The 13,820-nt window shown below is 72.5% G+C and carries 13 protein-coding genes; 4 read left to right on the plus strand and 9 right to left on the minus strand.

The features are described from left to right. Positions 1 to 5: 5 nt before the first annotated feature. Complete coding sequence (locus J2S66_RS21755; protein WP_310309069.1) at positions 6 to 1,031, plus strand: quinone-dependent dihydroorotate dehydrogenase; 1,026 nt, start codon at positions 6 to 8, stop codon at positions 1,029 to 1,031. Here J2S66_RS21755 and J2S66_RS21760 read toward each other — a convergent pair. The 7 genes from J2S66_RS21760 to rimO all read right to left on the minus strand — a co-directional run bounded on the left by J2S66_RS21760 (position 1,028) and on the right by rimO (position 7,479). After that, a complete protein-coding gene (locus J2S66_RS21760; protein WP_310309071.1) occupies positions 1,028 to 2,272 on the minus strand; it encodes a uracil-xanthine permease family protein in 1,245 nt (414 codons plus the stop codon). The genes J2S66_RS21755 and J2S66_RS21760 overlap by 4 nt on opposite strands. A 232-nt stretch (positions 2,273 to 2,504) precedes the next feature. Next, positions 2,505 to 3,284 (minus strand): phage shock envelope stress response protein PspM, encoded by a 780-nt coding sequence (pspM, locus tag J2S66_RS21765; protein ID WP_310309073.1) that lies wholly within the window; start codon positions 3,282 to 3,284, stop codon positions 2,505 to 2,507. Between the two features lie 33 nt (positions 3,285 to 3,317). Next, complete coding sequence (locus J2S66_RS21770) at positions 3,318 to 4,178, minus strand: PspA/IM30 family protein (protein ID WP_306750701.1); 861 nt, start codon at positions 4,176 to 4,178, stop codon at positions 3,318 to 3,320. A gap of 285 nt (positions 4,179 to 4,463) precedes the next feature. After that, the gene (locus tag J2S66_RS21775; protein WP_310309074.1) at positions 4,464 to 4,886 is read right to left on the minus strand and encodes a helix-turn-helix domain-containing protein; all 423 of its coding nucleotides are present in this window, start codon (positions 4,884 to 4,886) and stop codon (positions 4,464 to 4,466) included. Positions 4,887 to 5,042: 156 nt separating this feature from the next. Beyond that, entirely contained in the window at positions 5,043 to 5,525 is a 483-nt protein-coding gene (locus J2S66_RS21780) for a CinA family protein (protein ID WP_310309075.1), read from the minus strand. Further along, a complete protein-coding gene (gene pgsA, locus J2S66_RS21785) occupies positions 5,522 to 6,106 on the minus strand; it encodes a CDP-diacylglycerol--glycerol-3-phosphate 3-phosphatidyltransferase (protein WP_310309076.1) in 585 nt (194 codons plus the stop codon). Before pgsA ends, J2S66_RS21780 begins: the two co-directional genes overlap by 4 nt. Further along, positions 6,103 to 7,479 (minus strand): 30S ribosomal protein S12 methylthiotransferase RimO, encoded by a 1,377-nt coding sequence (gene rimO, locus J2S66_RS21790; RefSeq protein ID WP_310314976.1) that lies wholly within the window; start codon positions 7,477 to 7,479, stop codon positions 6,103 to 6,105. Before rimO ends, pgsA begins: the two co-directional genes overlap by 4 nt. Before the next feature lie 127 nt (positions 7,480 to 7,606). On the opposite strand from rimO, the gene J2S66_RS21795 reads away from it, so the two are divergent. From J2S66_RS21795 to J2S66_RS21805, 3 genes are all read left to right on the plus strand, one after another. Continuing rightward, the gene (locus J2S66_RS21795; RefSeq protein WP_310309077.1) at positions 7,607 to 8,107 is read left to right on the plus strand and encodes an amino-acid N-acetyltransferase; all 501 of its coding nucleotides are present in this window, start codon (positions 7,607 to 7,609) and stop codon (positions 8,105 to 8,107) included. Between the two features lie 63 nt (positions 8,108 to 8,170). Further along, positions 8,171 to 9,025, plus strand: a complete 855-nt coding sequence (locus J2S66_RS21800) for a MerR family transcriptional regulator (protein ID WP_310309078.1) — start codon at positions 8,171 to 8,173, stop codon at positions 9,023 to 9,025. A gap of 226 nt (positions 9,026 to 9,251) precedes the next feature. Beyond that, the gene (locus tag J2S66_RS21805; protein ID WP_310309079.1) at positions 9,252 to 9,683 is read left to right on the plus strand and encodes a phospholipase; all 432 of its coding nucleotides are present in this window, start codon (positions 9,252 to 9,254) and stop codon (positions 9,681 to 9,683) included. Positions 9,684 to 9,734: 51 nt separating this feature from the next. Here J2S66_RS21805 and J2S66_RS21810 read toward each other — a convergent pair whose 3' ends face one another. Together J2S66_RS21810 and J2S66_RS21815 are read right to left on the minus strand one after the other, a co-directional pair. Next, positions 9,735 to 11,102, minus strand: coding sequence for an FAD-binding oxidoreductase (locus J2S66_RS21810; protein ID WP_310309080.1), 1,368 nt, complete (start codon positions 11,100 to 11,102; stop codon positions 9,735 to 9,737). A 129-nt stretch (positions 11,103 to 11,231) separates the two neighbouring features. Beyond that, positions 11,232 to 13,760, minus strand: a complete 2,529-nt coding sequence (locus J2S66_RS21815; protein ID WP_310309081.1) for a DNA translocase FtsK — start codon at positions 13,758 to 13,760, stop codon at positions 11,232 to 11,234. Positions 13,761 to 13,820 lie beyond the last annotated feature (60 nt).

A 13,820-nucleotide genomic window follows, 5' to 3' on the forward strand; every position in this document is an offset into this window, starting at 1 on the left:
GCACCGTGGTCTACAAGAGCGTGGTGCGCAAGGCGTTGTTCCGGATGCACGGCGGGGACGCGGAGCGGGTCCACGAGACCACCCTCGGCCTGCTGGCGGCGGCGAGCCCGGTGGCGAAGGTCGTGAAGCGCGGGCCGAAGCTGGAGCGCACCGTCTTCGGCGTCACGTTCCCCAACCCGGTCGGCCTCGCCGCGGGCCTGGACAAGAACGGCCGGGCGCTGCCCGCGTGGGGCGCGCTCGGGTTCGGGTTCGTCGAGGTCGGCACGGTCACCCGGCACCCGCAGCCGGGCAACCCGAAGCCGCGGCTGTTCCGGCTGCGCGGCAGCGACGCGATCATCAACCGGATGGGTTTCAACAACGACGGCGCGCAGGCGCTGGCGGACCGGCTGGACCGGCTCGGCCCGCTGTCCGTGCCGCTGGGCATCAGCCTGGGCAAGTCCAAGGTGACGCCGGTCGAGGAGGCCGTCGAGGACTACCGGGCCTCGCTGCGCGCGCTGTACCGGCACGGCGACTACTTCGCGATCAACATCAGCTCGCCGAACACGCCGGGCCTGCGCAGCCTCCAGGACCGGGGCGCGCTGACCGAACTGCTGGCCGGCCTCGACGAGGCCGCGCGCGGGCTGGCGGGCGCGGCGCCGCGCAAGCCGATCCTGGTCAAGATCGCACCCGACCTGACCGACGAGGCGATCGGCGAGGTGCTGGAGGTGTGCGCGGCGCACGACGTGAGCGGCCTGATCGCGACCAACACCACGTTGTCGCGCGACGGCCTCGCCCCGTCCGACCGGGCGCTCGCGCACGAGGCGGGCGGGTTGAGCGGCCGGCCGCTGACCGAGCGGGCGCGTGAGGTCGTGCGGTTCGTGTCGCGGCGGACCGACGGGAAGCTGCCGATCATCGGGGTGGGCGGCATCGCGTCCGCCGACGACGCCAAGCGGATGCTCGACGCCGGCGCGAGCCTGCTCCAGGTCTACACCGGGTTCATCTACGAGGGTCCCGGTCTGGTGCGCCGGATCAACCGGGCGCTCGCCCCCTAGCCCTTGCGCACGGCCCCGAGCCGGCGCAGCACCGGGTGCAGGATCACGACCAGCAGCGAACCCCACACCAGGCCGCCCAGCTCCATGTCGCCCAGCTCCAGGGTCAGGTCGCCGACGCCCGCGACCAGCGCCGCGCCGCCGACCAGGGCGTTGCCGGGGTTGGCCAGGTCGACCCGGTGCTCCATCCAGATCCGCACGCCGACCAGGCTGATCAGGCCGAACAGCACGAGCGTCGCACCGCCCACCACGCCCGCGGGCACGGTGGCGAGCAGCGCCGTGGCCTTCGGCGAGAACGCCAGCAGCACCGCGGCCACCCCGGTGACCGCGTACGCGGCCGTCGAGTAGACCTTGGTCACGCCCATCACGCCGATGTTCTCGGAGTAGGTGGTGGTGCCCGGTCCGCCGCCGATGCCCGCGAGCGCGGTGGACAGGCCGTTGGCGATGATCGAGTCACCGATGCTGCCGTCGAGGTTGCGGCCGGTGAGCGCGCCGACGGCCTTCACGTGGCCCACGTTCTCCGCGACCAGCACGATCACCACCGGCAGCACCAGCAGGGTGACCGAGGGCCGCAGCTCGGGCGAGTGGAACGCGGGCAGCCCCACCCAGTCGGCGCCCGCCACCGCGGCCGTGTCGACCAGGCCGAGCCAGAAGCCCAGCGCCCAGCCGACGAGCACGCCGAGCAGCACCGAGAACCGGAAGAACGTGCCGCGCCCGAGCACGCCGCACAGCAGGATGATGCCCATGGTCACCGCGGCGGGCAGCGGCTGCTCGGCGAACGAGCCGGTGGCGCGGTGGGACAGGTTCAGGCCGATCAGGACGACCACGGCACCCGTCACGACCGGCGGCATCACCGATTCCAGCATCCGCACGCCCAGCGCCTTGACGGCGACGCCGATGATCACCACCAGCAGGCCCGCCGCGAGGACCCCGCCGAGCTGCGCGGCGATGCCCTCGTCGCGGGCGGCGGACAGCGGGGCGATGAACGCGAACGACGCCCCGAGGTAGCTCGGCACGCGGTTGCGGGTCAGGACCAGGAACAGCAGGGTGCCGACGCCGGAGAACAGCAGCGTGGTGGAGACCGGCAGACCGGTGGTGGCCGGGACGAGGATCGTGGCCCCCGCCATGGCGACGAGGTGCTGCGCGCCGAAGCCGACGGTGAGCGGCCAGCTCACCCGCTCCTGCGGCGCGATGGCGTCACCATCGGTGGGACGGCCATCGCCGTGCACGGTCCACAACGCCACTCGACGACCTCCCCGGCGATCAGACCGGACAGCTCTGTCCGACGCAGCGATCCTGCCACGCCACGTAGTGGCAGCCGCCATATAACGGTCTGATAATCACACTATTGCAGCAGCGTACGCCACTGCACCGAGGACGGCAGCCCAGCTTCGCTACGCAACGTGATGTAACGGGCGTTCGTGCAGATGGCCGTGCGGGTGCACGTGCCCGACGACCCCGGGACCCCCGGGACGGTCAGCGGGACAGCTCGCGCAGCGCCGACGCCAGGCCCGCCAGGTGGTCGGTCGCGTCTCCCAGCACCTGCCCGGGGTTGGTGGCCGTGCTCTCGGCGAGCACGCGGCCGGCGGCGGCCACCAGGCCGCAGTAGCCCTCCACGCCCTCGTCGAGCTGGGCGCGCAGCCGTCGCACGCCCTCGACGAGCGGCCCCCGGTCCAGTGGGGGCGCCGTGTCACGGGCGCGTTCGACGGCCTGGAGCTGGTGGGACACGGCGCGGATCGCCGCGCCCGCCTCGGCCCCGGTCGCCCGCGCCTGCTCGACCGACTCGGTGGGCACCGAGGTCAGCGCCGCCGAGTCGAGCTGCCGCAGCAGCTCGCGCAGCGTGTCCTCGGCGTCCTCCAGCCGTTCCATCGGCAGGCGGGCGGCCGAGGCGCGGGACGGCAGCGGGACGCGGACCGGGGCGGCGCTGAGCTGCCGCCGCCTCCGGTCGATGTCGCGCATCCGCATGTTCGTGCGCACCGCCAGCACGGAGGTGCCGGCGAACCCGAGGGCCGCGCCGACACCCGCCGCCACCGGCAGTGCGTTCACCAGCGTGAGCACGCCGACCACCGCGAGCAGCGCCAGCACGATGAGCCAGAAGGTGAGCGCGCGGCCCGACCGGCGGTACTGCCGGTCGAGCTTCGCGCGCGGGTCGTTCCACGCGGCTATGCGCCGCTTGACCTGGTCCGCGATCGGTCCCTGGATCTGGCCACCGACGATCTGGACGATCTCACCGGTCACCTTCCGAGCTGGGTGCACCGCGGACGCTCCCCTCTCAGCCCACGCCGGGTCTCAGCCCTGGCTGGGCGGCTGCTGGATCTGCTGGGTCTGCTGCGGCTGCGCCTGCTGCTGCACCCGCTGCTGGATCTCCTGCTGGATGCTCGCGCTCGCGCCGGCCGGCTTGCCCGCGGTCACCTCGCCCGCGACGTTGCCACCGGCCATCGAGGCGCGGATCTGCTCCAGGCGGGACGAGCCCGCCATCTGCGTGGTCGACTGCTGGACCTCCAGCATCCGGCCCTGCACGGAGTTCTGCGCCAGCTCCGCGGAACCGAGGGCGGTGGTGTACCGCTTCTCGATCTTGTCGCGGACCTCCTCCAGCGACGGCGTGTTGCCCGGCGCCGCCAGCTCGGTCATCTGGCGCAGCGAGTGCGACACCTGCTCCTGCATCTTCGCCTGCTCCAGCTGGCTGAGGAGCTTGGTGCGCTCCGCCAGCTTGCCCTGGAGCACCATCGCGTTGCGCTCGACGGCCTGCTTGGCCTGCTGAGCCGCCTGCAACGCCTGGTCGTGCAACGTCTTCAGGTCCTCGATGCTCTGCTCGGCCGTCACCAGCTGGGTGGCGAACGACTGCGCGGCGTTCTCGAACTCCGTCGCGCGCTGCTCCTCGCCCTTGCCCCGGGCCTCGTCGGCGAGCACGAGCGCCTGGCGCGCGGACGCCTGGAGCTTCTCCACCTCGCCGAGCTGCCGGTTGAGCTTCATCTCCAGCTGGCGCTGGTTGCCGATCACCGCCGCCGCCTGCTGCGACAGCGCCTGGTGCTGGCGCTGCGCCTCCTCGATGGCCTGCTGGATCTGCACCTTAGGGTCGGCGTGCTCGTCGATCTTCGACGAAAAAGCCGCCATGAAGTACTTCCACGCCTTCACGAAAGGGTTGGCCATCTCCTACGCCTGCCTTCTCCGCACGTCCCTGGCTCGCGCTCGTGATTGGCAACGACCCGGTGCTGTTGTTGGTTCCATCGTTCCAGTTGTGGCGCGCTGCTTCCACCGACCGGGGGAGATATCCGGGTTCACCCTGATCCACCCCCGAAACTTCGGTCGACGTGGCCATCCTCCCCCGATCCCGCGGGCGGGCACTCGCCGACCCCGTCCGGGGGTTGTCGAGTCGTTGCGAACACCGAGAGCCGAGCCGGAACACCGGCTCGGCTCTCGGTCGCTGATCTGGGGCTACGCCGCCACCACCGTGCCGCGCGGCTTGCTGAGGGTGCTCGGCAGCCGGTGCGTGAGCACGGGCTGGAGCCGCAGGTCGGACAGGTCGTTGCCGATCATCGCGGGCACCACGGTGCCACCCTCCAGGCCCGCCGGGGCGGACGTCGCCCGCTCGGCGAGCTCCGCCGGGCTGGGCACCGGCTGCTGGAGCGCGCCGATGTCCGAGGCGACCAGGTGGAGCAACTCGTAGAGGGGCAGGTCCAACGCCTCGCAGATCGCGGCCAGCAGCTCGCTGGACGCCTCCTTGCGGCCCCGCTCCACCTCGGACAGGTACCCCAGGCTGACGCGGGCGGTCCTGGAGACCTCGCGCAGCGTGCGGCGTTGGGTGGTGCGGGCATGGCGGAGCCGATCACCGATCGCCTCGCGTAGCAGCACGGTCATCGCGCGCCTCCTTCCGGCCGGCCGTGCCACCACGTTACCGACCCGTCCCGTCGACGGGCAGTGACTTCGTGACACGTCCGCTAAGGGTGAACGGGTGAACAGCTCCGGAAGTTCCCGCTCGGCCCGGCTGATTTCCGTGCGAAGCCGCAGCTCAGGTCACCCGACCGGGATTTCGAGGTACCCCCGGAGGAGGTCGAGGGCCCCTGTCGTGGAGGCGGTGCGAATTTCGTGCCTGTCACCACCCAGAGTGAGCATTCGGACGAACGAACCGGGCGGACCGGACAAACCGATGTGGACGGTGCCGGCGGGCACGCCGTCCTGCGGGTCGGGCCCGGCCACGCCGGTCAACCCGAGGCCCCAGGTCGCGCCACACCGCTCCCGCGCCCCGGTGGCGAGCTGCCGCGCCACCTCCGGGTGGACCGCGCCGTGCTCGGCGAGCAGGTCGGCGGACACCCCGGCGAGCGCGTGCTTCAGGTCCGTGGCGTAGACCACGAGCCCGCCGCGCACGACGGCGCTGGAGCCCGGCACGGCGGTGAGGGTGGCCGTGACCAGGCCCGCGGTGAGCGACTCGGCCGTGGCGACCGTCTCACCGCGCTCGCGCAGGGCGCGCACGACGTCCTCGGCCGGCGGGAACGTCACGTCCCCGCCACCGCCCGCTTGCCGCGCGCCCGCAGGCGGAACGCGCGGATCACGTAGTCGACGCCCGTGACGACCGTGAGCACGACCGCCGCGCCCATCGAGACGAGCGCCAACGGCTCCAGCCACGACGGCAGCGGCAGCAGGTAGAGGCCGATCGCGAAGATCTGCACGAGCGTCTTGGCCTTGCCGCCGCGACTGGCCGGGATCACGCCGTGCCGGATGACCCAGAACCGCAGCAGCGTGACGAACAGCTCGCGCACCGCGATGACGACCGTCACCCACCAGGGCAGCTCGCCCAGCAGGCTGAGGCCCACCAGGGCGGCGCCGGTGAGCGCCTTGTCCGCGATGGGGTCGGCGATCTTGCCGAAGTCGGTGATCAGGCCGAGCTTGCGGGCGAGGTTGCCGTCGACGTGGTCGGTCACCGAGGCGATGGCGAACACGGCGAACGCCCACAGCCGCCACACCGGCTCGCCGCCGCCGTCGGCGAACAGCAGGTAGAGGAACACCGGCACGAGCGCCAGCCGGGACATCGTCAGCACGTTGGCGATGTTCAGCACCGGCACGCGCGCGGGTTCGGTCACCTCGGGAGCACCTCGATCACGGAGACGACCAGGTCGACGCCCTCGGCCGCGTCCACGCGGCACCGGACCAGGTCGCCCACCTTCAGGTCCTGACCGTCGGCGACCACGCACTCGCCGTCGACCTCGGGCGCCTGGTGGGCGGCCCGGCCGACGCAGTCGCTCTCGTCGTCCTCCTCGGCCTCGACCAGGACGACGACCTCGTCGCCGACGCGATCCTCCGCGCGCTGCGAGGTCAGCTCCTCGACGAGGTTGGAGATGCGCGCGACCCGCTCGGCGATGGTGTCCGCGTCGAGCTTGCCGGTCAGCCCCTCGGCCTCGGTGCCGTCCTCGTCGGAGTAGCCGAACACGCCGACCGCGTCCAGGCGTGCCGCGGTGAGGAAGCGCTCCAGCTCGGCCACGTCCTCCTCGGTCTCACCGGGGAAGCCGACGATGACGTTGCTCCGGATGCCGGCCCGCGGCGCCAGCGCGCGGATCTGCTCGACCAGGCCCAGGAACGACTCGGTGCTGCCGAACCGGCGCATCCGGCGCAGCACCGGCTCGCTGGAGTGCTGGAACGACATGTCGAAGTAGTCGGCCACGCCCTCGGTGGTCGCGATGGCCCGCACCAGCGACGGCTTGGTCTCGGCGGGCTGGAGGTAGGACACCCGCACCCGGTCGATGCCGGGGACGGCGGCCAGCCGGGGCAGCAGCTGCTCCAGGCCGCCCAGCTCGCGCGGCAGGTCCTTGGCGTAGGAGGTGGAGTTCTCCGAGACGAGGAACACCTCGCGCACGCCCTGCTCGGCCAGCCACATCGCCTCGGCCACCACCTCGTCGGGGTGCCGCGACACGAACGCGCCCCGGAACGACGGGATGGCGCAGAACGAGCACCGCCGGTCGCAGCCGGAGGCGATCTTCAGCGGCGCGACGGGCGTGTCCTCCAGCCGGGTGCGCAGCACGCGAGGCCCCCACCCGTGCCCGGGGACCTGCACCTCCTCGGCCGCCTTCGGCCGCTGCACGGGCGTGAGCGGCAGCAGCGTGCGCCGGTCGACGGGCTTGTGCGACTCGACGGTCCGGCCCGCCACCACGTCGTCCAGCCGGTCGGCGAGGTTCGCGTAGTGGTCGAAACCGAGGACCGCGTTCGCCTCGGGCAGGCTGTCCGCCAGCTCGGCCCCGTAGCGCTCGGCCATGCAGCCGACGGCGACCACCTTCGCGCCGCTGTCGGACGCGGCGAGCAGCGTGTCCACCGAGTCCTTCTTGGCGGACTCGACGAAGCCGCACGTGTTGACCACGACCACGTCGGCGTCGTCGTCGACCAGCTCCCAACCGCCGGCGGTGAGGCGACCGGCGAGCTCCTCGGAGTCGACTTCGTTGCGGGCGCACCCGAGGGTCAGCATGGCGACGCGCTTGGCCGTGGTGGGGGAAGACACGGTGCTCAGCGTAACCGGCGCCGCCGCCTGTTCCCGCCGGGACCGTCGCCGCACCGAGCGCGCCGGCACCCCGGGCGGCGACTACCTTTGCACCGTGAACGACCCGATCAACGTGCGTCGGGCCCGCACCGGTGACGTGCGGGCGATGAAGGCCCTCATCGACCAGTACGCCGGCAAGGTGCTGCTGACCAAACCGCTGGTGACCCTGTTCGAGGACATCCAGGAGTTCTGGGTCGCCGAGGAGGACGGGGTGGTCCTCGGCTGCGGCGCGCTGCACGTGCTGTGGGAGGACCTGGCCGAGATCCGCACGGTCGCGGTGGAACCGGCGCAGAGCGGGCGCGGGATCGGGCACCGCATCGTGAAACGGCTGGTCGAGACGGCGCGCGAGCTCCAACTCCGGCGGATCTTCGTGCTGACCTTCGAGACCGCGTTCTTCGGGCGGCACGGGTTCGTGGAGATCAACGGGACGCCGGTGTCGCCCGAGGTCTACGAGGAGATCATGCGGTCGGCCGACGAGGGCGTCGCGGAGTTCCTCGACCTGTCGTACGTGAAGCCCAACACGTTGGGCAACTCGCGCATGCTGCTCCACCTCTGACTCTTCCAACGGACACTCGAACAGTCTTGACTCCACGAACGTCGACCCGCCAGGATCGACGCCGTGGAGCAGGTGATGACGGTGGACGAGCTGGCGGTCCGGGTGGGCCTGCCCGGCAGCACGATCCGCATGTACCAGACCAAGGGCGTGCTGCACCCGCCGCGCCGGCAGGGACGCGTCGCCTTCTACGACGCGTCGCACGTGGAGCGGCTGGCCCTCGTCCAGCGGCTCCAGTCCCGCGGCTTCTCGCTGCCCGCCATCGCCGAGCTGGTCAAGGCGCGCGAGCAGGGCGCGAGCGTCGCCCAGGTGCTCGGTGTCGGCGACGAGGAGGGCCCGGACGACTGGGTGCGGGTCAGGGTGCGCGACATCCGGCGGCTCGTGCCGACGGGCGACGTCCGCCCGCGCCTGCTCGTGCGCGCGCTCCAACTGGGCCTGCTCCGCTGGCGGCGCGGCTGGCCGCACACCCGGCGGTGGGCGCTGGAGGCGGGCGGGCGGCTCGCCGGGCTGAACGTGCCCTGCGACGACGTGCTCGACAGCTTCGAGAAGCTGCGCCGCGCCACCGACGGCATCGCGGCCGACTTCGTGGAGGTCTTCGAGCGCAGGCTGTGGCCCGCCCTCGCCGACGGCGCGGCCGAGGACGACCAGCTGGACCGCGTGCGCGAGCTGCTCGTGGAGCTGACCTACACCGCCGAGACCGCCGTGGTCGGCACGCTGCGCGAGTCCATCCGGGACGCCGCCGAGGAGTTCGCGCGACGCCACCGGCTGGTGCCGAACGACGACTTCCGGCCCGCGTGGGTCGAGGAACCCGTTCCCATCGCGGAGCGCGTGGTCCGGACCGAGGAGGACGAACTGCCGGACGAGCCGACGATCCAGCGGTTCCTCGACCGGGGTGACGAGCAGGACGAGCCGGTGCGGTGACCCCCCTGAACACACCCCCTGGACGCGCCCACCGCCGGAACGCGGGGGCGCGGGTGCCGGCCGGGCCGTTCGGGCCGATGACGAGGGGTTCGGCTCGCACGACCCGGCCGGCGGCCGCCGCGACCCGTGGTGGACCACCCGCGCGGGTAGGGGCCGATCGGGGCTGTGCCGACCGCCCCGGACCGGTAAGAACCCTTGTGAAGCCCGTGTAACGAGGGGAACAACAGTGCTCGCGAAAACCCTGCGCAACGCGTTCGCCGTCCTGGTGGCCTCGGTCGCCCTGCTGGCCGGCGCCGGAGTCGGCCAGGCCGCCATCAACGCCCCGGCGGTCACCGACGACTACGTCTTCAACAAGTCCCTGTCGCAGTTCACCACCCTGCGCAACCAGCGGCCTTACAGCGACCAGCTCGACTGGTCGTCGGACGGCTGCTCGTGGTCGCCGGACAACCCGTTCGGCTTCAAGTTCCTGCCGGCCTGCCACCGGCACGACTTCGGTTATCGCAACTACAAGAGGCAGGGCCGGTTCAACGAGACCACCCGGCTGAGCATCGACAACAGGTTCAGGACGGACCTGTACAACCAGTGCGCGGGCAACTGGTCGTGCAACCGCACGGCCGATCTCTACTACCAGGCGGTGCGCGAGTTCGGCGCCAGCTGACGCCCGCCGCGGGGGTCCCGGGCGGGACCCCCGCGGCCGCGGCCGGCGCGCCTAGGCCAGCCCCTGCGGGAACGCCAGCACGCGGTCCGGGTCGTACCGGCGGGCGACGCGGCGCAACCTCGGCGCGTTGGCCCCGTAGTAGGCGGTCGGCCAGTCCGGCATGTCCGGGTCGATGTAGTTGACGTACCCCGTGGCCCCCGTGCCGAGCCCGTCGCGGATCGACGCCAGCGACAGGCGCGCCTCCGCCTCCGTCATGTCGATCACGTCGACGAAGACCTGCACGCTCGCCAGCGCGGAACGGTGCGGGAACGCCGTCGCGTCCGGCGCGACCCGGGCCAGTGCGCCGCCGAACGAGTCGAACAGCAGCACGGCGTTCCGCCGGCCGTCCACCAGCCCGGTCATCCGCTCGGGTTCGACCGGGCGGTCCAGCATCCGCGACGACGCCACGAACGGGAGCCCCTGCCGGGGCAGGCACGCGGGCAGGCAGCCCGCGTAGTGCCGCATGGCGGTGAGGTAGTCCATCTCCCGCACCTCGCGCGTGGTGGGCGGCACGACGCGACCCAACCTGTCCAGCAGCGGGTCCAGTCCCCGCGCCGGGCCGACGTACGCGCCGCTGACCAGCGCCGTCGACGGGTCCCCGGAGGTGATCCGGCAGCCGGACCACAGCTCGTCCGGCGCGTCGGCGATCCAGTCCTGCCAGGCGCCGAACACGTCGCCCGTGGCGGCGGCCGGGTAGCCCAGGGCGAACACGGTGACGTCGGGTGCCGGGTCGCTGTCGAACGTGAACGACGTGACGACGCCGAAGTTGCCGCCGCCGCCACCCCGCAACGCCCACAGCAGGTCCGGTTCGGATTCGGCCGACACCGAGCGCAGACAGCCGTCCGGCGTCACGATGCGCGCGCCGACCAGGCGGTCGCAGGTCAGGCCGTACTTGCGACCGATGACGCTGATCCCGCCGCCGAGCGCCAGGCCGGCGATGCCGACGGTGGCGCACGTGCCGGCGGGCACGCTCCGCCCCCGCGCGCCGAGCCCCTCGTAGAAGCCGATCAGCGAGGTGCCCGCGCCGACCCGCACCAGCCCGCCGGGCCCCACGTCGACACCGGACAGGTCCGCGACGTCGATGACGAGGCCGCGTTCGGGCACGGAGTACCCGGCGTAGCTGTGCCGGCCGCTGCGCGCCGCGACCGGGATGCGCTCCCGCGCGGCGAACTCCAGGCACGCCTGCACGTCCGCGGGACGCGCGCACCGGGCGATCGCCGCGGGACGGCGCCCGGCGTACACCGTGTTGTACGGCTGCCTGAGGTCGTCGTACCCGGCATCGGACGGCAGCACCAGCCGCTCGCGGAGCCTGCTCCGCAGGCGGGCCCAGTTCACCGGCTCGGATTCGCCGCCGTGGCCGTGGCCCGCTGCCACGAGCACGGCGGACTGCAAGAACGCTCTTCTCGGAAATGTCACGAGAACCACCTCCCCCGAAGGGAATGGTCCCCCTGTCGCCGCGCCGCGCCAGGCATTCGTGCGGTTGTGGCCCGATCGGCGCAGTGGCGCCGCTCAGTCCTCCCCGGCGTCGCCGTCCGGGCCGGGGCCGCCCCGGATGAGGTAGACCACCGAGTCCAGCTCGTCGGGCTTGATCAGCACCTCGCGGGCCTTGGAGCCCTCCGACGGGCCGACCACGCCGCGCGTCTCCAGCAGGTCCATCAACCGGCCCGCCTTGGCGAAGCCCACCCGCAGCTTGCGCTGGAGCATCGACGTGGAGCCGAACTGCGACGTGACGATCAGCTCCGCCGCCTGGATCAGCAGTTCCAGGTCGTCGCCGATGTCGGCGTCGATCTCCTTCTTCTCGCCCGCCTTCGCCGCCGTGACGCCGTCGGTGTACTCCGGCTGCGCCTGGTTCTTGGTGAAGTCGACGATCTCGGCGATCTCCTCGTCGCCGACGAACGCGCCCTGCACGCGCACCGGCTTCGAGGCACCCATCGGCAGGTACAGGCCGTCACCCATGCCGATCAGCTTCTCCGCGCCGGGCTGGTCGAGGATGACGCGCGAGTCGGTCAGCGACGACGTGGCGAACGCCAGCCGTGACGGGACGTTGGTCTTGATCAGACCGGTCACCACGTCCACCGACGGCCGCTGCGTCGCCAGCACCAGGTGGATGCCCGCCGCGCGCGCCTTCTGCGTGATCCGGACGATGGCGTCCTCCACGTCGCGCGGCGCGGTCATCATCAGGTCGGCCAGCTCGTCGACGATCGCCATGATGTACGGGTACGGGCGGTAGACGCGTTCGCTGCCGGGCGGCGCGCTGATCTCGCCCGACTTGACCTTGCGGTTGAAGTCGTCGATGTGCCGAACCCGGTTGACCTGCATGTCCTGGTAGCGCTGCTCCATCTCCTCCACCAGCCAGGCCAGCGCGGCGGCGGCCTTCTTCGGCTGGGTGATGATGGGCGTGATCAGGTGCGGGATGCCCTCGTACGGCGTCAGCTCGACCATCTTGGGGTCGATGAGGATCATCCGGACCTCGTCCGGCGTGGCGCGCGCCAGCAGGGACACCAGCATCGAGTTCACGAAGCTCGACTTGCCGGAACCCGTGGAGCCGGCGACCAGCAGGTGCGGCATCCTGGTGAGGTTCGCGGTGACGAAGTGGCCCTCGATGTCCTTGCCCAGGCCGATGACCATGGGGTGGTTGTCCTTGACCGTGGACGGCGCGCGCAGCACGTCGCCCAGGCGCACCATCTCGCGGTCGCTGTTGGGCACCTCGATGCCCACGGCGGACTTGCCGGGGATCGGGGCGAGCAGCCGCACGTTGTCGGTGGCCACGGCGTAGGCGATGTTCTTGGTCAGCGCGGTGATCTTCTCGACCTTCACGCCGGGGCCCAGCTCGACCTCGTAGCGGGTGACCGTCGGGCCGCGGGTGAACCCGGTGACCTGCGCGTCGATGGAGAACTGGTCGAGGACACCGGTGATGGCCTCGATCATCTGGTCGTTGGCCTTGCTGCGGGCCTTCGGCGCGTCGCCGTCCTTGAGGATGGTGGGCGGCGGCAGCTGGTAGTCGCCCTCGACGGCGCGGACGGCGATGCCGGTGTCGCGCGGCGTCGGCTCCGGCTCGGCCTTGGCCCGGGGCTTCGGCGCGGGCCGCGCGGACGGCGGCGGTGGCGGCGGGGGTTCTTCCTCGTCCAGGGGCAGCTCGGGCTCGTCCAGGGGCGCGAGGTCCGACGCGGCGGTCTGGCGGCGGTTGCGCGACGGGCGGCGCAGCTTGGCGGGCTTCGGCTCCTCGTCGCCCGCGTCGTCGTGCAGGTCGTCCTCGACGTCCGAGAAGCCGTCGAGCCGGTCCTCCGCGCGCCGGTGCAGCAGGCCGCCGAGCCTGCCCGGGACGTCTCGGATCGGCACGTGCACGAGCAGCAGCACGCCGTAGGCGAAGATCAGCACCAGCAACGGCCCGGCGACCCACGGCGTGAGCCCCTGGGCCAGGAACCCGCCGGCGAGGTAGCCGAGGGCGCCACCGGCGTCGCGGCGCGCGACCGGGTCCATCGGCAGGCCGCCGACGAGGTGGAACATGCCGAGGAAGCCCACCAGGACGAGCAGTCCGCCGATCACCAGGCGGGGCCGGGCCTCCGGGTCGGCGTCGGTGCGCATGAGCGCCACGCCGATCGCCAGCAGCACCACGGGCACGATCACGGCCGGTCCGCCGACGGAGCTGCGGACGGCGACGTCCACCCACCGGCCGATCGGCCCGCCCGCCTGCCACCACACACCGGCGGCGGTGATCACGGCGAGCGAGATGAGCACCAGGCCGAGGCCGTCGCGGCGGTGCTCCGGGTCCAGCTCCTTGCCGCGGCCGACGGCGCGGACCACCGAACCGACGCCGCGCCCGACGAACCCCCAGGCCCGCCCGACCGACGAGCCACCCGATCTCCTGGCCGGGGAACGCCTCGCGGGCGCGCGCTTCGCCGGTGCCCGCTTGGCCGGCGCGCGCTTCGCGGGGGCCTTCTTGGCGGTGGACCGGGACGCGCCGGCGCGGGGCTTCGACCCGGTCGATCCGGAGCTGCGGGTCGTGCCCTTGCGCGATGTCCCAGTTCGGCCGGCCATGTGTATACGGTAGTCCCTTGAGCCTCAGGCGCCCCAGCCGTCGCAGGGGACGTGACGAGC

Source organism: Saccharothrix longispora, assembly GCF_031455225.1.
GTDB classification, from domain to species: Bacteria; Actinomycetota; Actinomycetes; order Mycobacteriales; family Pseudonocardiaceae; genus Actinosynnema; species Actinosynnema longispora.

Coding starts and splice junctions, on each gene's coding strand:
- J2S66_RS21775 (WP_310309074.1), bottom strand. CDS start 4,886: ATGACCGTGCTGCTACGCGAGGCGATCGGTGATCGGCTCCGCCATGCC.
- rimO (WP_310314976.1), bottom strand. CDS start 7,479: ATGCTGACCCTCGGGTGCGCCCGCAACGAAGTCGACTCCGAGGAGCTC.
- J2S66_RS21815 (WP_310309081.1), bottom strand. CDS start 13,760: ATGGCCGGCCGAACTGGGACATCGCGCAAGGGCACGACCCGCAGCTCC.
- J2S66_RS21770 (WP_306750701.1), bottom strand. CDS start 4,178: ATGGCCAACCCTTTCGTGAAGGCGTGGAAGTACTTCATGGCGGCTTTT.